Source organism: Klebsiella sp. GFKo11, from assembly GCF_056490265.1.
Genome location: NZ_CM151369.1, coordinates 1,747,948 through 1,764,737, shown reverse-complemented (window position 1 = coordinate 1,764,737; position 16,790 = coordinate 1,747,948). Strand labels below are relative to the sequence as shown.

The window sequence follows — 16,790 nt, the reverse complement described above, 5'->3', positions numbered from 1 at the left end:
AGGACGTCGAATCACTTCAGATCAAATTAGCGACGCCAGATAATCTCGCTCACCGGCCAGTTCTTCAGCGTGTCGTCAGAAGGCATCAGCTCTTCAGGCCCGCTCCAGTTACCAGTGAATACATAGCTGATGTGCTGGCTGCCTTTGGCTTTACATTCCACAACCGTGCCGCTGTCATGATGGCCTTTCTGGCAGTTGCCGAAAGCTTTACTGTAGATGTCGCTAAACGGTGTGCCTATTTTCACGCCGCTGGCGGCTTCGATATTGCTATCGCGCACGTTGATACGGCTGATGGTGTCGCTCTCACCGTTGATGGTCAGCGCGACCTTGTCATCTTTTAACGCTTCGAAATAGCGCACGATGTTGCCATTGGCGGTTTTCATGCCGCTGCGCAGGCGATAGCTGCTGCCAAGCGCATCGCTAATGGCCTGCTCGCTCATCGGCGTCGCGGCGGTCAGGTTGCCCACGCCCTGCTCGGTAACCTCCGTTGAGGAACCAAACCAGTTCCACGGATAGGCCGCTGACCAGTTGACCGCGCTCATTGTTGAGCAACCGGTTAAGACCAGCGGTAATGCGCAGAGAAGTAAACGTCGCGATTTCATGACTCAGTCCTTTCTTATTAATTCAACGCATGTTGGAGTACGCGATCGGCAAAAAGTGCCCTTAAAGCTGTTCGTCACGAAAACAGGCTTTCAGCCGACGACTGCTCAATAGCCACCAGAGCGCGTAAAGATCCGCCGCCAACAGGGCAATGGTCACCGCCGAAGGTGATTCACCGCTCAGCCACAGTAACGGCTGCCAGACCAGCAGCAATATTTGCGAGAAGACCAGCAGCCAGCGCATCAGCGGCCAAAGCCGAGGAAATTTTTGACGGTGTCCGCTGACGACAAACGCCAGCACTGCCGGAATACCGGGCAGCAACCCCAGCCAAAAATTATCATGATTCGGATAAAACAGATTCAGCAGCGCATCGCCTTGTTGACGCGACGCGCCTGCCATAAGAAACAGCACCCACGTCCGCGCCTGCAACAGCAGCACGCACCAAAAAAGGAACGGCAAACGCAGGCGACCATGGCTATCAAAATCGGAGGGGATAAATTCAGTATTCTTCATCTTCAATTAAGCGTTTACCGAGGCACAGCACGTCCGAATGCTCATAGCCGAGCCGCTCGTACATCCCCTGAACCACGTCGTTATCTTCACGTATCATTATGTTGATTTTTGGACAGCCGCGGGCAATCAGCTTTTTCTCCAGCCGGTTAAGCAACGCATTCGCAATGCCGCGACCACGATATTCAGGGTGCACGCCAAGGTAATAAGCCGACCCGCGATGGCCGTCATAACCACCCATTACCGTGCCGACGACTTCGCCATTAACCTCGGCAACCAGGAACAAGCTGGCATCGTGGTTCAGCTTACGTTCAATATCCATTTCCGGATCGTTCCATGGCCGCAGGAGATCGCAACGCTCCCACAGGGTAATCACCTCTTCGAAATCTTGTTGGCGAAAAACGCGTATCTCCATGGTATTCCCCACCATTAACGGTTAAAAACAGTGATTATGGCGCGATTGCGCGCGATAGCCAATATCAGGCGCAATGAGCCGCAAAAAATGGCATAATATGACTTTGTCATGTATTGAAATGAAAAGTAAAACAATTCTTATTTTGAATGGTCGTATCAGAAAACACGATACGATATAACATTGGTTACCACTTGTTTGCAATTCAGGCCGAATGAGCACTTTTAAACCCTTAAAAATACTTTCTTCGCGCCGCCAGGTGCTGAAAGCCGGGCTGGCAGCAATCACCCTTTCAGGGATCGCCTCACAGGCCAGCGCGAAAGAACAACCGTTGAAAACATCTAACGGTCACAGCAAACCCGCCGCGAAGAAAAAAGGCGCTAAACGCGTCGTCATGCTCGACCCGGGCCATGGCGGCATTGATACCGGCGCAATTGGCCATAACGGCTCAAAAGAGAAACACGTTGTCCTGGCGATCGCTAAAAACGTGCGCAGCATTCTGCGCAACAACGGCATCGATGCGCGACTGACGCGCAGCGGCGATACCTTTATTCCGCTATACGACCGCGTAGAGATAGCCCACCAGCACGGTGCCGACCTCTTCATGTCGATTCACGCCGACGGTTTCACCAATCCGAGCGCAGCCGGGGCCTCCGTGTTCGCCCTTTCCAACCGCGGCGCCAGTAGCGCCATGGCAAAATACCTCTCCGATCGTGAAAACCGTGCGGATGAAGTCGCTGGCAAGAAAGCGACGGATAAAGACCACCTATTGCAGCAAGTGCTCTTCGACCTGGTGCAAACTGATACCATCAAAAACAGCCTGACGCTCGGCTCGCATATCCTGAAAAAGATAAAGCCGGTGCATAAGCTGCACAGCCGTAATACTGAACAGGCGGCGTTCGTGGTGCTAAAGTCGCCATCGATTCCGTCGGTGCTGGTGGAAACCTCGTTTATCACCAATCCGAATGAAGAAAAACTGCTGGGCACTACCGCGTTCCGGCAGAAAATCGCCACGGCGATTGCTAACGGCATTATTAGTTATTTCCACTGGTTCGATAACCAGAAAGCCCATTCGACGAGACGTTAATGAAACCCGACGCGCAGCAGGTAAAAGCATTCCTTCTTCAGTTGCAGGACACTATCTGCCAAAAGCTGAACGCCGTTGACGGCAGCGATTTCGTTGAGGATAGCTGGCAGCGGGAAGCCGGCGGCGGCGGGCGCAGCCGGGTGCTGCGCGACGGCGGTATCTTTGAGCAGGCAGGCGTGAACTTCTCGCATGTACACGGCGATGCGATGCCAGCTTCTGCTACCGCTCATCGCCCTGAGCTGGCGGGCCGCAGCTTCGAAGCCATGGGCGTGTCGCTGGTGGTGCATCCGCGCAGTCCGTACATTCCCACCAGCCATGCCAACGTGCGCTTCTTTATTGCGCAAAAACCGTGCGCGGACCCAGTGTGGTGGTTCGGTGGCGGCTTCGATTTAACCCCCTATTACGGTTTTGAAGAAGATGCCGTTCACTGGCATCGTACCGCCCGTGATTTATGCCGCCCATTCGGCGAAGAGGTTTATCCGCGCTACAAAAAATGGTGTGACGATTATTTCTTCCTCAAACATCGTAATGAGCAGCGCGGCATCGGCGGACTGTTTTTCGATGATTTAAATTCCCCGAATTTCGACCATTGTTTCGACTTTATGCAGGCGGTTGGCAACGGCTATACCAACGCATATTTACCGATTGTCGAGCGACGTAAAGAGATGCTCTGGGGCGAGCGCGAGCGCGATTTTCAGCTCTACCGTCGCGGGCGCTACGTGGAGTTCAATCTGGTGTGGGATCGCGGCACCCTGTTCGGCCTGCAAACCGGCGGACGCACCGAATCCATCCTGATGTCGATGCCTCCGCTAGTCCGCTGGGAATATGATTATCAGCCGGAAGCGGGCAGCCCGGAGGCGGCGCTCAGCGAATTTATTCAGGTAAGAGACTGGGTTTAATTTACCGAGCTGTTTATTAAAACCCTCCGTCCCCGAAAAAATAGCCAAGTGGAAAAGTTGACGATATTTATCGTGACTACTTACACGGAAAAAATCGGATAACAGCCTGCTGCTGTTAAGCTTTCACCGCGGTACAGTAGGCGTTCGACATATCTGATATGGAATATTTACCGCATGGACGAGCGAATTCCCTGCAAAAACCCGCAATGCTCACATCACATTCTGCCAGCGACGGCTGCCCGCACGGAGGGTTATTGCATGCCCTGCGTCAATGCGCGCTATCGGCAAGAGCAGGAAGAATATATCCGGAAAAACAGAAAAACGATCGATGCGTTCAGCGGTATTAGCGACCCTGTTGAAATGCTTAAACTCGTTCATGAGCCCCGGGAACACGATCCGTTAATCGAATGGGTCCCCTGCCCCATTCCAACCGATGAGCTTTACAAAAAGCTCTCCGCTGATGAATGCCGCTACATGGCCGATTATGCAGAAGATTTATTTGATTCTGGTTACGAGGATGATGCACAGGAAATTGCTCTGTGCCTGGCGGCATTTACCCAGGCAAATCTGGATAATGTCTTACGCCTGGTAATAAATGAAGAGGAACTGGAGCTAGCTTCCCCCCTGCCTTTTCACTGCGCGCCGCCTGACGTACGCGATGCGCTTTTGCAGAAGGTTGAAACCGATGCCGAAAACCGTGACGGCATTCTTTGCGCACTGGCCTGGATTGGCGATGAGGTTGTCGTTGAGCGTTTTAACCGATGGCGTCAGGAACCACCTTCGTGGAGTGCTTCACTTTATGTCCTCCCTCATCACTATGCTCACCAGGCAGGATGGGAGCTCGCTGAAAATGGTAGCAGGCGCGATCTTTACTTCTCGCAATGTACCCATCTGGTAAAACAGGCGCCTAAACAACCTGCCGTTTTTCGCGCCGTCACAGAATATGGTGAGAACTGCCCGCACTGCTCCCTGCCGCTGATCAATCTGTTTGAGGTTGCGCCGGGCGCCGTCGGTCTCAGCGCGGATTGCTGGCCAGAGAAAATTCGTATTCTGATCTGCCAGTGCTGTACGGTATATGACACCGTTTTCGCGACGCTGGATCCCCAGGGTCAGCCGCGATGGTTCGAAAAAAATGCGATCTCGGCGCTGGCGGTGAAGAACTCCGCCGACTGGATAACGCTCCCGCTTGATATACTGCATCCTGCCGAAACGCGCTTGCCGCTGTTCGCCGCCGATCCCAATTTACCCACGACCTTTTCACAGCTCGGCGGTCATCCGGCCTGGGTTCAGGATGCGGAATATCCAAAATGTCCAACATGCGCGCAAACGATGATGTTCCTCGCGCAGATAAGTTATGAAGATATTGAGGAATACGCCGACGGGATGCTTTACGGGTTTATCTGCCCCACTTGCCGTACAACGGCGACATCTTATCAGCAAACATAAACGCTCAATCTTAGAGTCTGATGACAAAACTGTTTTGAATATTGTGCTCGCGTTTCTGCCGGGCGGCGGCTGATGCCTTGCCCGGCCTACGGATTCACAGCCGTCTGCAAGCCAATAGCCGCCTGCGGGTTGCTGACTAAAAATAGACAAACGTTCACGGTATATTGCCCTTACTGGCTACGGGCTTGATGTCATACGCGGATCTCGTAGGCCCGGTAAGGCGCTAGCCGCCACCGGGCAATTGCCGAAACGCGCACGTTGTCAGCAACCGGAGAGCCTGCCCACCAACATCAAACGCACTGGCGCATCCTTTGATGCAGCGTCAGCGACGGTTTCTCGGCAAATAGCTGTTGATAATCGGTGGCGAACTGTCCCAAATGCCAGAATCCCCACTGCATCGCGGCATCTTTGACCGTCGCGCTTTGCGACCACGGGCTAATAAGCTCCCGACGTACCGCGTTTAAACGAATGCGCTTCAGCCACGCGTTCGGGCCAATCCCCAGAATGGCGTGAAAAGCATTTTGCAGCGTGCGGCGGCTAACATGCAGCTGATTACATAAGTCGAGAACGGTCAGCGGCTCCGACATATTCTCCAGCACATACTCTCGCGCCCGGGATAGTAGCCGTCGATAGCTTTGATGGCTGATGCTCTCGGCGGTGACCATCGGCTGCGCCTCTTCCAGCATCGCCCCCATCGCCAACAGCAGATTATCGCCCAGAACTTTGCGCACCGCAGGCTGATGAAGATTGTCCGGACTCTCGCTAAATGTCGCCAGCGCCTGCTGCACAAAGCCCCACAGCGCGGCTTTATGCTGCTCTTTCACCTCCAGCGCCGACTGGTTTCGCAGCATATGCAGCACTCTTTCCGGGTGATGCAGGAAGCTGGCCTGACGGGAAATCACATCCTCGGAGATAACCACCCCCAGAATGGTGTAGTCATCCGGCGTACTTAATTCGAATTCCGTTCCGCCGGGCCGGGTGGCGATTTCAGCGCTACCAATACACTGCGAACCGATAAAGCCCTGCTCACCGCGCGTTGCCGGAATTCCGAACCAGAAGGAATTCGGCCACACCAGGCAGGATTGGCGCAGCGCCAGACCGGTATACTCACGGAACACCTGAATATCATCGAGCAGAATCTCAGTGAACTCGCCGTGGAATTGCCCCGGATGCAGCTGATCGTAAATCTGCTGCCAGGCGGTAATCGTCAGAGCGTGCTCATAAACATCGGTAGTTCGCCGCTGGTGAATATTATCCACCTCCACCATCGGCGTAAGTTTAACGTCTTCGGGTAATGCTTCATGATAAAGATGGTGCAGGTTTGCCGGTTTTTTCTTTTTCATGATCTTTTGAGCCGGGAACCCTGTCGCGCTCCCGGCACCTCCGACTGGTTAATTTTTTAAGCGATAGCGACTACTGCGTTTACGCAACGCCCCGGCAGAAAAGAGCTGCTCCAGCGCCTTTCTGGCTTCTTCAAGCGACCAGCCGAAATGCGCGGCCACCTCCCCTGCCGTCATTCCCTGACGCACCGATGTCAGCAGCGCCACCAGAGCTTCTGATGACTCCGTCGTTGCAGGTGCCTCCGGCGTTTCCTGCTGGCGTTGAAAGCCGCTAATCAGCCGCTGGGTATCCTCTTCCGGTCGGCCAATTTCCCGGCGGCTAATAACACGGCCCGTGCGCTGTGCAGCAGCGCTTCCGGCATCCAGCGCCGCACGGCACGCCGCCAGATCGCCTTCAATCACCAACGTCAGCCTCCCGGGGTCGAGAACTTCATGGCTGAGTAGACGCACGTTGGCCGCTTTCAGCATGGCATCCGCTGCGTCAACGGCGGCAACCATGCCATCCACTTCCAGTAATCCCAGCGCGTTGATCATCACAGCCCCCTTACGCGCGCTGGATTGGATGGCGGGCTATATCCAGAACGGCATCGGTAAAGGCGTTGCAGGCGGCTTTACAGGCAGCCTGGCTCCCGGTCAAAAACGCCGCCGAATAGTTGGTTTCTGACGGCGGTGGTACGTAGGTCACCAACTGGACGTCCGCTGATTTCAACGCCGCATCGATACCAAACGTCGCTTCCAAAGGCGGCGCGACCAGATAAGCCAATGGGTCGCCCAGCGCGATGCCTGAAGTCAACGAGAGATACGAGCCGGTGCGCGAAACTACATGTGCGAGGAATGCGGTATCTTCAGCGTCGTTCGCCCACTGAAACGCCGCACCGCCTTCAATATGCGCGACCATAGCATCCAGACCGGCGCGAACCTCCGCCGGGTTAGGGCCGCCCAGCATAATCAGCACTTCCCCCGCCGTCGGCGAAGGACCGTGAGCCGCCCCGGCGTACAGAGAACGGCCATAAACCACTTCAACCATTGCCTGTTTTGTCGCTTCGTCAGCGGCAATATAAGTCACGTCATCAGAATCTGCCGTGATGAGTCCGAGGCTACGTATATGTGGCGGTAATTTAAGTTCGCGCGCGAAACCGTCATTCACCGAAGCAATCACGCGCATGGCCGTCACCGAGGGGCGAATTAAATCTAATGCAGGCATGATGCCTCCTTAACGAGTCATGTTGATGCCGGAAGCCTTCTGCTCCAGCATGCGTTTGGCCAAATCGACAATCACCGCGGCCGCTTCTACCGGCGGCGTACCGCCCTGGTGAATATTCGAAATGCAGGTACGATCCGCTTCGACGGTAGTCGCCACGCGCGGAGAGTAAACGGCGTAGCAGGAGAGGCTTTCCGACTGCCCTAGCCCCGGACGCTCACCCACCAACAGGACAACGACTTTCGCACCGAGAATTTCGCCAATTTGATCTTCGATTTTGACGCGCCCGTAGCGCACAAAGAACGGCGTGCCGACCTTCAATCCAGCTTGTTTCAGGCCCGACAACAGCGGCGGCAGGATCTCTTCATAGTTGACGGTGATCGCGTCGGTCGAGAGGCCATCGGAAACCACCACCTGCACATCCGGGCTCATGACGCACTGCGTTTTAAGCGCTTCAATCGCTTCAGCACTCAGACGGCGGCCCATATCCGGGCGCGTCAGGTAGAGGTTTTTGTCGCTAATTTCTGAACGCACCTCCAGCAGGCCCTGGGTTTTCACCCACTCTTCCGGCACCTCTTTCAATACCGTATCTTTGGAACGCGAATGGTCGGCAAGAAAGCGCAACAGCGCGAGGGTGCGCGGACGTGGACCGGCACGACCGGTACAAACGCGCGCCACGGTGCTGCGCTTGAGCTCGGCCAGCACTTCCGCACGATGCGGCTGCTGCACGCCAATCCAGGCCTTGGCTTCAGGCGAACCTAAATCCAGTTCGCAACTCTCCGCGGCAACTTCACACTGGCTGGCGCACTTCGTCACCGCCGCCTGCGGCGCTGCCGCCGTGGTTTGCGGTTGTCCCATTGACGCCATCACGCTACGTACAATTTCTTCAATCTGCTTTTGATCCATCATGTGTCATCCCCGCGTCATCAAAAGAACAGTGACGGATCGCCCGCCCGTTTGGTCAGGCGACCGTTTGCCATAATGCCCATGGTTTCCAGCCAGCGTTCGAACTCCGGCGACGGCCGTAAATTCAGCAACTGACGGACGGTGGCGGTATCGTGAAACGCGGTGGTCTGATAGTTGAGCATGATGTCGTCGCCGAGCGGCATGCCCATGATGTAGTTGCAACCGGCGGTGGCGAGCAGAATCATCAGATTTTCGTTGAGGTTCTGGTCGGCGTCAGCGTGGTTGGTGTAGCAGCAGTCGCAGCCCATCGAGATGCCGCTCAGCTTGCCCATAAAGTGATCTTCCAGACCCGCGCGGATAATCTGCCGGTCGTTGTAGAGATACTCTGGCCCGATAAAGCCCACCACGGTGTTAACGAGGAACGGATCGTAGTGCCGCGCCAGACCGTAGTTACGTGCTTCCATCGTCACCTGATCGGCACCGAAATTCGCGCCAGCCGACAGCGCCGAGCCCTGCCCGGTTTCAAAGTACAGGCAGTTTTCCCCGGCGATACGGTTGAACTCCGCGCCAACCGCGCGCGCTTCATCGAGCATCGCCAGCTCCACGCCGAACTCTTTTAAGCCCTTCTCACTGCCGCAGATACTCTGGAAAATCAACCCGCCCGGCGCGCCGCGACGAATCGCTTCGATCTGGGTGGTGACGTGCGCCAGTACGCAGCCCTGGGTCGGGATATTGAATTTGTCGATAACGCCGTAAACGGTATCGAGCACGCGGGTCAGGTTCTCCACGTCGTCGGTGACCGGGTTAACGCCAATCACCGCATCGCCCGCGCCGAAGGAGAGCCCTTCGTAGATTTGCGCGGCAATACTCTGCACATCGTCACGGGTATCGTTCGGCTGCAGGCGGCAGCTAAAGGTGCCCGGCAGGCCGATGGTCGTGTTGGCTTTTTTGATCACCGGCATTTTCTTCGCGCCGTAGATCAGGTCAGCGTTGGAACTGATCTTCGCCACCGCCGCCACCACTTCGGAGGTCAGCCCTTTGCGCACAAACGCGATATCGTCGCTGGTCACTTCGTCGTTCAGCACGTATTCGCGCAGGTCGCTGATGGTCCAGTTCTTAATACGGTTATAGGCGGTTTCGTTGACATCGTCCTGAATCAGGCGCGTCACGCAGTCTTCCTCGTAAGGGATCACCGGGTTATTACGAATATCGGCGACCGTCATATCGGAGAGCACCTGCTTCGCCGCCACGCGCTGCTGCGAACTCTCCGCTGCCACGCCCGCCAGCACATCCCCCGAACGCAGTTCGTTGGCTTTAGCCAGCACCTCTTTTACATCCTTAAACTGATAAACATTGCCGAACAATGTGGTCTTTAGTTTCATAAGTCGTTCCCTCAGGAAGGAAATGCGAGTGATTTCACCGTCACCGGCACAACCGATCCGCCAAAAAGAGGCGTACCAATGTCGATATAGTCCCCCGCCCGGACGCTCACCTCATCGATGACCGCCAGCGGGAGTTGTTGTAACTGCGGGCGCAGCAGCATGCCCAGCGCCTTGCCAAAATCCTGCTCGGCTACCACCAGCAGGGGATGCGGATTGGGAAAACGCGCGATAAAGGCGACAAGCGCATCAACAACCGTGAGTAATGCGGCGTAGCGCACCGGAAGCGATGCGGGAAGCGCCAGCACGTAAGCATCGGTTTGAGGATCCAGATCGAGCTGTACCAGCGCCTGCTGCCAGGCCGTCACGAGGTCAGCAGACTCAAGCGGGATCGCCACCGGCAGGTTACGAATCGGCAACGCGACATCGTCCAGCCAGATAGTGCTGCCGGAGAGCGACAGCGTGTGCGCTCCCGCGCCAATCACCGTGGCGCGTACGGTTTGCGCTGGAAACTGCACGTTCATTTCGCGCAGGCGCGGATGCTCATGCAGCGCCGTCGCCAACAGCGGCCCAATATCAGAAAAACAGAATGGATCGGCGGGCTGGTTGCGGTAGCACTCTCCCACCCCGCCGGAAAGGGTAATCACATCTGGCTTCTTATCGGCGGGCAGCAATCCGGTTTGCATCAGCTTTTGCGCCAGTGGAGAGAGCGTGCCGTCGATAACCTCGACGATAAGCGCCGCCATCCGTCGCGCCACCTGAATCAGCTGGGTTGCATTAAGCGAACGGGCATCGGTGCCAGCGCCGAAAACCTCATCGACAATCCTTTGCCCCGGCTGATGAGCATGAACCACGCGCCCTTGCCCATCGGTTTCCAGTAGACGACCACCGACGTTCAGGCAGGCGGTACCGCTGACTTTTCCGGCATCAAACAGGGCGTAGTTCGAGGTACCACCACCGATGTCGATGTTCAGCACCCGACACAGGCGCTGTTCTGACAGGGTTTGCGCCCCGGCGCCGTGACCGGCAATCACCGACTCCAGATGCGGACCGGCGCTGGCCACCACAAAGTCCCCCAGCGACTGCGACAGCGCCATCACCGCCGGACGAGCATTGCGGGTTTTCGCACTCTCACCGGTGATGATGATTGCCCCGGAGTCCACCGATTCAGGCGCAATGCCTGCGGCCTGATACTGGGCCAGAATCAGCGCCTTAAGTTCAGCCTCCTTCAGACCGCCTTGCTTATCGACAGGGGTAAAGAAGACCGGGCTTTGCCAGCTAATTTCGCGTTTGATGAATTCGTAGCGCGGCACCTGCGACACCGCCGCACGGTTCACCAGCTCAAGGCGCGAAAAGATCACCTGGGTGGTGGTGGTGCCGATATCGATACCGACGCTCAGCAGCTGGCGCGTGTTCACGATTGCGCCTCCGCTTCGGTTTCTGCTGGTGTAGAAACGTTTTCATCTTTCGGCACCAACATCATCGCCACGCCAATTGCCGTCACGCCGCCGATCAGCTTGCCGACAATCATCGGGAAGATCATGGCGTTCATATTGGCGGCGGCGAAGCCTAAGTGGTCGCCCAGCGCAAAAGCAGCGGAGACCGAAAACGCGCAGTTGATGACTTTGCCGCGAGTATCCATGAGCTTCATCATGCCGAACATCGGGATGTTGTTGGCCAGCGTCGCGACCATACCAGCAGCAGCGATATTGTTAACTTTCAGCAGATTGCCGACGCGCATTAGCGGTTTTTCAAACCAGCGGGTCAGCAGCAATACCATCGGATAGGCACCGAGCAGTACGCAGGAGATGGATCCGATAACTTCAATGGCGCGCATCACTTCGCCTGGCTTGTCGTCGACCGCCATAAAGATAGGGTCAAGACCGGGGATCAGATCCCAGCCAAGCAGGAATTTGATCACCGCAGCGGCAAGTCCGATGGTGATCAGCGCCACGAGGAACTTGGCGAAGATCTGGAAGCCGTTGATCATTTTTTCCGGAATAAACTTCAGCCCCAGCGCCACCAGCGCAGCGACAATCAACACCGGGATCATGTTCATCAGGATCAGCGCGAAGGTGAACTCAACCGGCTGGCCGTTAACCTCAACACCGGAGTACATCGCAATCAGGCCACCCGCAATACAGCCGATCGGAATGGTGACAATCCCTGCCAGTACGCCCAGCGCCAGATAACGACGATCGGAGGGCTCGATAATGCCGAGCGCGACCGGTATGGAGAACACAATGGTTGGCCCCATCATGGAACCCAGAATCAGGCCGGAGTACATCCATGCCGCAATGTCGCCGCCCGCCAGCTCTTTGGCGAGGAAGAAGCCACCCATATCACAGGCCAGCAGCGTCCCGGCGAACATCGATGGGTTTGCACCGAGCATTTCATACAGCGGAATAATCACCGGCCCGAGCAGATGCGCCAGTACCGGAGCCAGCGCGGTCATACCGACCATCGCCAGGCCCAGCGCGCCCATCGCCATAAAGCCTTCTTCGAACTGACTGCCGGATCCCTCGATACTTTTACCTATCTTACCGAGGAAGCGCGCCGAGCCGCCGAACTGCGACAGGATCCTGTCCACGGCGGCAATCAGCATAAAGAACATCATGATGTACATGATGATTTCGTTAATTCCCATAGCCCTTACTCCCTGTCATTTATGATTTGTAGATACTGTGAACACCTGGAACTCTTGAGTGATATACCGGTGTTGTAGCCCGGACAGGCGCTACGCGCCGCCTCCGGGATAACCCTCCAGCCCGCATCATTCCCGGTGGCGCTTCGCTGACCGGGCTACGGGGTCACCGCAATCCTGTACTCCGGGAAATCGCATCATTGCGCCGCCGTATACAGCTGGATAATCTGCTCCTGGTTGGCGGTTCGCGGGTTAGTACGCAAACAAATATCCCCCAGCGCCGCCTGCGCCCATCCACTGAAGTGTTCAGGTAACGCTCCGGCATCCGAAAGCCGTTTGGTCAGGCCCACCTCGGCAATCAGCTCGCGTACGGCAGCAATTGCGTCGTGGTGATCGGTTTTCTTGCCGGTTAGCGCCCGGCCGATATGGCTAAAGCGTTCGCGGCACACCATGCGGTTAAATTCCATCACCGTCGGCAGCAGCATGGCGTTGGCCTGGCCGTGCGGAATGTGCAGCGCCGCGCCAGGCTGGTGCGCCATCGCGTGGCATAAGCCCAGACCGGCGCTGGAAAAAGCCATCCCGGCCATGCACGAGGCAAGCAACATGCTTTCGCGCGCAGCGAGATCGTGGCCGTAGCCCACCGCTTTCGGCAGCGACTGGGCAATCATCGCAATCGCGCCAATCGCCAGGCTGTCGGTGAACGGCGTCGCGTTGAGCGCGCTGTAAGCTTCTATGGCATGAGTCAGCGCATCGATACCGGTCATCGCCGTCACGTGAGGAGGAACACCTTCAGTCAGCGCAGCGTCAAGAATCGCCACGTCCGGCATCAGAGAAGCATGCGCCAGCACCTGCTTACGTCCGCTTACCGCATCGATAATCACCGTCACGTTGGTGGTTTCGGAGCCGGTTCCGGCCGTTGTCGGCACCGCAATCAGCGCCAGGCGCGGGCGCAATACGCTGGTTTCGGTCATGGCGCTCAGCGTCTGATCAGGGTTGGTCGCCAGCAGCGCGACCGCTTTTGCCGCATCCAGCACTGAACCGCCGCCAAAAGCCACTACGCCGTCGCACTGCGATTCGCGCAGTTGCGCCACCGCTGCACAAACGTCGGTAATGCACGGCTCACCCAACGGACACGGCCAGACGGTCATCGCCACGCCTTTCATCGCCAGACTGCGTTCAAGCCCGGCGGTCATTCCCGCTTGATGCAAAAAACTATCAACCATCACGAACAGATGGCTCAAACCGCGAGTTTGCGCTTCCTGCCCGCAGGTGCTGAGCGCGCCGAGGCCGCACAGCGTGACCGGCGGTACGCTAAAGGTTTTTACGCGTTGCAGATTCAGGGTATCGAATGCCTGAAAGAGCGCCGTCTGCAATTCAGCTTGCATAGATTCCCTCCGCTTTCTCTCTCCCGCTGCTGGCAATTGCCAGCGGGGTCATAAACAGGCTGTGCTGAGGCAAATGCACCTGCAATTCCGGGAAGCGCTTGCGAAAAAGCACATCCACGCCCGGCTGCATACAGGAGCCGCCCGCCAGCCATAAATCAGCAATTCCCTGCCCTTCAATATGGTGAGCAACAATCTCGGCCATCTTTTCGTATACCGGCTTCACCACCGGCCAGATCTCCTGAGCGTTGCTGCGCTTGTACTGCTCCGCTTCTTCCAGTTGAATACGGCGGTTTCCGGCAAGCGTCAGGGAGATGTGATGACCACCGGTGGCTTCGTCGGCGGAGTACGTCACCTCGCCTCGTTTGACGATAGCGATGCCGGTGGTACCGCCGCCGATATCCACCACGCCCGCGTTATCCAGTTGCAGCAGATCCGCCACCGCGGTCGGTTCATCCAGCACATGGCTGACTTCCAGCCCTGCGGACTCCAGCACATTGATCGAAATACGCGGATCGGTGCCCGGCGGAAACGAGGTCGCCGCGTGGGTAAAGCGGCAGCCAAGCTGCTGTTCGAGGGTGTCGAGATGGCGGCGCACGATGGTGACGGCACCGAAGAAATCCCAGACGATGCCGTCACGCACGACGTCAGCCCAGTCCAGGCACACCGCCACCGGCTGCCCTTCGCTGTCGACAACCATCGACACCACGTCGCAGGTGCCTAAATCCACGCCCAGCCACAGCGGTGATTCACTGGCGGCAGGCGTCTGATTACACAGGGCTGCCGCTTTTTGCAGTCTGGGGGTGAGCCAAAGTTGTTCGTCGTGCGCCATCTCTTTCACTCCTTATACGATGCGGAACGCATCCACCAGCACACAGCGCCGCAGGCGAACAAAGGTACGCGCACTGGTCACCCCTTCCCCGGTTGGCGTGGTGATGGTCATGGTGGTCCAGCCTTCACCGCCCAGTCCAAGCCCGGCAATACACGGTCCGTTTTTGACGAAAATGCTGGTGTCGATGGCATTAGCCATCTGGTTCATGTTGTCGATATTGCGCGAGTGCATCGCCGCCGTGTGATGGCAGCCACCTTCAAGCTGGACCGCCAGGGCGATGGCCTCTTCGACGTTGGCGACCCGCACCACAGGCAGCACCGGCATCATCATTTCGGTCACCGCAAACGGATGGCTGGCTGAGGTTTCAACGAACAGCAGGCGCGTTTGCTCCGGGACGTTCAGACCGATGGCCGCGGCAATCTTGCCCGCATCGCGCCCGACCCAATCACGGCTGACGGTGCCTTTGCCGCGCTCATCGACATTTTTCAGCAGCACCGGCTGGAGCTGCTCGGCCTGAGCGGGAGTCAGTTTCACCGCATGTTGGCCTTCCATCAGGCGCATCAGCTCATCGGCGACGCTATCAACCACAATCAGCACTTTTTCATCGGCGCAGATGATGTTGTTATCAAACGACGCGCCTTTGACGATGGACTGCGCGGCGCGCGCCAGGTCGGCGGTCTCATCAACCACCACCGGTGGGTTACCGGCTCCGGCAGCAATCAGGCGTTTGTTGGTATGCTTGCGCGCGGATTCCACCACCGCTTCGCCGCCGGTGACGACCAGCAGGCCGATGCCGGGGTACTTAAACAGCCGCTGGGCAGTTTCGATATCCGGGTTCGCCACGGTGACCAGCAGGTTTGCCGGGCCGCCCGCCGCAACCACCGCCTGATTAAGCAGGCCGATCGCGCGCTGAGAAACACCTTTCGCTGCCGGATGCGGCGCAAAGACTACGCTGTTGCCAGCGGCAATCAGGCTGATGGCGTTGTTAATGACGGTCGCGGCCGGGTTGGTGGACGGTGTTACCGAAGCCACCACGCCCCACGGCGCGTTTTCAATCAGCGTCAGGCCGTTATCGCCGGTCAACACCTGCGGGGAGAGACACTCCACGCCCGGCGTACCGCGCGCCTGAGCGACGTTTTTGGCAAATTTATCGTCAACGCGTCCCATGCCGGTTTCAGTCACGGCAAGTTCCGCTAATTCCTGGGCGTGTTTTTCGCCCGCTTCACGAATGGCATGAATGGCAAGCTGGCGCATCGCCACGCTCTTCAGCCCCTGTTGGGCAACTTTCGCTGCCGCAACGGCGTCATCCAGGGAGGCAAAGACGCCCATTTCATGAACGGCGCCAGCAGGCTGACTGCTGTCTTTCATCTTCAGCAGTACCGCTTTGATGACCTGTTCAATATCCTGTTGATTCATTTTCTTATGCCCTATTTGTGAAAGATCACCTGACCACCAGCCACCGCTTCATCGACGATGCCAATCACGCACAGGTCGACGGGAGAGGATTCACGCGCATGCGCCTGGCGGGCTGAGCTACCGCTAACCAACAGCACCCACTCACCGGGCCCCGCGCCAATATTGTCGATAGCGACGGCGCTCTGCCCGTCGGGATTACCCTGGGCGTCAATCATTTCCACCATCAGCAATTTGTCGTGCGCCAGTCCCTGATGGCGGACGGTACAAACAATTTGTCCTGTGACGATTGCCAGTTTCATATCCGCCTCCGTGGCTTATTTCAGGTAAAGCAGTTCCCTGCCCTCCGTAGAGAGCCATTTGCAAAAGGGAGAATGTGACGCCAGCAGGTGACGTCACAGAGAGCGGTTACAGGTTGCTGCTGTCGCCTTTAAAGCTGATAGGAAACACTTCTTCCAGATCGCCATGCGGACGCGGAATAACGTGTACCGAGACCAGCTCGCCAATGCGCTGTGCCGCGGCAGCACCGGCATCCGTCGCGGCTTTACACGCCGCCACATCGCCACGCACCATGGCAGTACACAGGCCGCCACCGATCTGCTTCACGCCAACCAGCTTCACGCGTGCGGCTTTAACCATTGCGTCAGAAGCCTCAATCAGCGCAACCAGGCCCCGGGTTTCAATCATTCCTAATGCTTCCATTGTGTTTTCCTCTTAATCAAAGGGGGTCCAGAACGGG

The 16,790-nt window shown here is 57.2% G+C and carries 18 protein-coding genes; 3 read left to right on the top strand and 15 right to left on the bottom strand.

What is annotated here, in order from left to right; genetic code table 11:
- Nucleotides 1–26 precede the first annotated feature (26 nt).
- From AC07P6_RS08590 to AC07P6_RS08580, 3 genes are all read right to left on the bottom strand, one after another.
- The gene (locus AC07P6_RS08590; RefSeq protein WP_478316037.1) at nucleotides 27–602 is read right to left on the bottom strand and encodes an RpoE-regulated lipoprotein; all 576 of its coding nucleotides are present in this window, start codon (nucleotides 600–602) and stop codon (nucleotides 27–29) included.
- 61 nt (nucleotides 603–663) lie between these two features.
- The gene (locus tag AC07P6_RS08585) at nucleotides 664–1,113 is read right to left on the bottom strand and encodes a DUF2919 domain-containing protein (protein ID WP_182240245.1); all 450 of its coding nucleotides are present in this window, start codon (nucleotides 1,111–1,113) and stop codon (nucleotides 664–666) included.
- On the bottom strand, nucleotides 1,100–1,525 hold the full coding sequence (locus AC07P6_RS08580) for a GNAT family acetyltransferase (RefSeq protein WP_004104360.1): 426 nt from the start codon (nucleotides 1,523–1,525) through the stop codon (nucleotides 1,100–1,102). Before AC07P6_RS08580 ends, AC07P6_RS08585 begins: the two co-directional genes overlap by 14 nt.
- A gap of 211 nt (nucleotides 1,526–1,736) precedes the next feature.
- Between AC07P6_RS08580 and amiA the strand changes: the two genes are divergently transcribed.
- From amiA to AC07P6_RS08565, 3 genes are all read left to right on the top strand, one after another.
- Complete coding sequence (gene amiA / locus AC07P6_RS08575; protein WP_182240247.1) at nucleotides 1,737–2,609, top strand: N-acetylmuramoyl-L-alanine amidase AmiA; 873 nt, start codon at nucleotides 1,737–1,739, stop codon at nucleotides 2,607–2,609.
- Nucleotides 2,609–3,508, top strand: coding sequence for an oxygen-dependent coproporphyrinogen oxidase (hemF, locus tag AC07P6_RS08570; RefSeq protein ID WP_478316036.1), 900 nt, complete (start codon nucleotides 2,609–2,611; stop codon nucleotides 3,506–3,508). Before amiA ends, hemF begins: the two co-directional genes overlap by 1 nt.
- 174 nt (nucleotides 3,509–3,682) lie before the next feature.
- Complete coding sequence (locus tag AC07P6_RS08565; protein ID WP_478316035.1) at nucleotides 3,683–4,954, top strand: DUF1963 domain-containing protein; 1,272 nt, start codon at nucleotides 3,683–3,685, stop codon at nucleotides 4,952–4,954.
- 290 nt (nucleotides 4,955–5,244) lie between these two features.
- Here AC07P6_RS08565 and eutR read toward each other — a convergent pair whose 3' ends face one another.
- The 12 genes from eutR to eutM form a co-directional block, all read right to left on the bottom strand.
- On the bottom strand, nucleotides 5,245–6,297 hold the full coding sequence (eutR, locus tag AC07P6_RS08560; RefSeq protein ID WP_181485382.1) for an HTH-type transcriptional regulator EutR: 1,053 nt from the start codon (nucleotides 6,295–6,297) through the stop codon (nucleotides 5,245–5,247).
- A gap of 48 nt (nucleotides 6,298–6,345) precedes the next feature.
- Nucleotides 6,346–6,828, bottom strand: a complete 483-nt coding sequence (gene eutK, locus AC07P6_RS08555; RefSeq protein WP_110272181.1) for an ethanolamine utilization microcompartment protein EutK — start codon at nucleotides 6,826–6,828, stop codon at nucleotides 6,346–6,348.
- Nucleotides 6,829–6,838: 10 nt separating this feature from the next.
- Nucleotides 6,839–7,498, bottom strand: a complete 660-nt coding sequence (gene eutL / locus AC07P6_RS08550) for an ethanolamine utilization microcompartment protein EutL (RefSeq protein WP_478316034.1) — start codon at nucleotides 7,496–7,498, stop codon at nucleotides 6,839–6,841.
- A 9-nt stretch (nucleotides 7,499–7,507) separates the two neighbouring features.
- Nucleotides 7,508–8,401: an ethanolamine ammonia-lyase subunit EutC gene (gene eutC / locus AC07P6_RS08545; protein ID WP_182240877.1), complete on the bottom strand. Its 894-nt coding sequence runs from the start codon at nucleotides 8,399–8,401 to the stop codon at nucleotides 7,508–7,510.
- Nucleotides 8,402–8,421: 20 nt separating this feature from the next.
- On the bottom strand, nucleotides 8,422–9,783 hold the full coding sequence (eutB, locus tag AC07P6_RS08540) for an ethanolamine ammonia-lyase subunit alpha (RefSeq protein ID WP_112212898.1): 1,362 nt from the start codon (nucleotides 9,781–9,783) through the stop codon (nucleotides 8,422–8,424).
- An 11-nt stretch (nucleotides 9,784–9,794) separates the two neighbouring features.
- The gene (eutA, locus tag AC07P6_RS08535) at nucleotides 9,795–11,198 is read right to left on the bottom strand and encodes an ethanolamine ammonia-lyase reactivating factor EutA (RefSeq protein WP_478316033.1); all 1,404 of its coding nucleotides are present in this window, start codon (nucleotides 11,196–11,198) and stop codon (nucleotides 9,795–9,797) included.
- Nucleotides 11,195–12,427, bottom strand: a complete 1,233-nt coding sequence (gene eutH / locus AC07P6_RS08530) for an ethanolamine utilization protein EutH (RefSeq protein ID WP_478316032.1) — start codon at nucleotides 12,425–12,427, stop codon at nucleotides 11,195–11,197. The genes eutA and eutH overlap by 4 nt, the downstream gene beginning before the upstream one ends.
- A gap of 194 nt (nucleotides 12,428–12,621) precedes the next feature.
- Nucleotides 12,622–13,809, bottom strand: a complete 1,188-nt coding sequence (gene eutG, locus AC07P6_RS08525) for an ethanolamine utilization ethanol dehydrogenase EutG (protein ID WP_478316031.1) — start codon at nucleotides 13,807–13,809, stop codon at nucleotides 12,622–12,624.
- On the bottom strand, nucleotides 13,799–14,638 hold the full coding sequence (gene eutJ / locus AC07P6_RS08520) for an ethanolamine utilization protein EutJ (RefSeq protein WP_478316030.1): 840 nt from the start codon (nucleotides 14,636–14,638) through the stop codon (nucleotides 13,799–13,801). The genes eutG and eutJ overlap by 11 nt, the downstream gene beginning before the upstream one ends.
- 12 nt (nucleotides 14,639–14,650) lie before the next feature.
- Entirely contained in the window at nucleotides 14,651–16,054 is a 1,404-nt protein-coding gene (locus AC07P6_RS08515) for an aldehyde dehydrogenase family protein (RefSeq protein WP_478316029.1), read from the bottom strand.
- 11 nt (nucleotides 16,055–16,065) lie between these two features.
- Nucleotides 16,066–16,353, bottom strand: coding sequence for an ethanolamine utilization microcompartment protein EutN (gene eutN / locus AC07P6_RS08510; RefSeq protein ID WP_110272173.1), 288 nt, complete (start codon nucleotides 16,351–16,353; stop codon nucleotides 16,066–16,068).
- Between the two features lie 106 nt (nucleotides 16,354–16,459).
- The gene (gene eutM / locus AC07P6_RS08505) at nucleotides 16,460–16,753 is read right to left on the bottom strand and encodes an ethanolamine utilization microcompartment protein EutM (protein WP_110272172.1); all 294 of its coding nucleotides are present in this window, start codon (nucleotides 16,751–16,753) and stop codon (nucleotides 16,460–16,462) included.
- Nucleotides 16,754–16,790 lie beyond the last annotated feature (37 nt).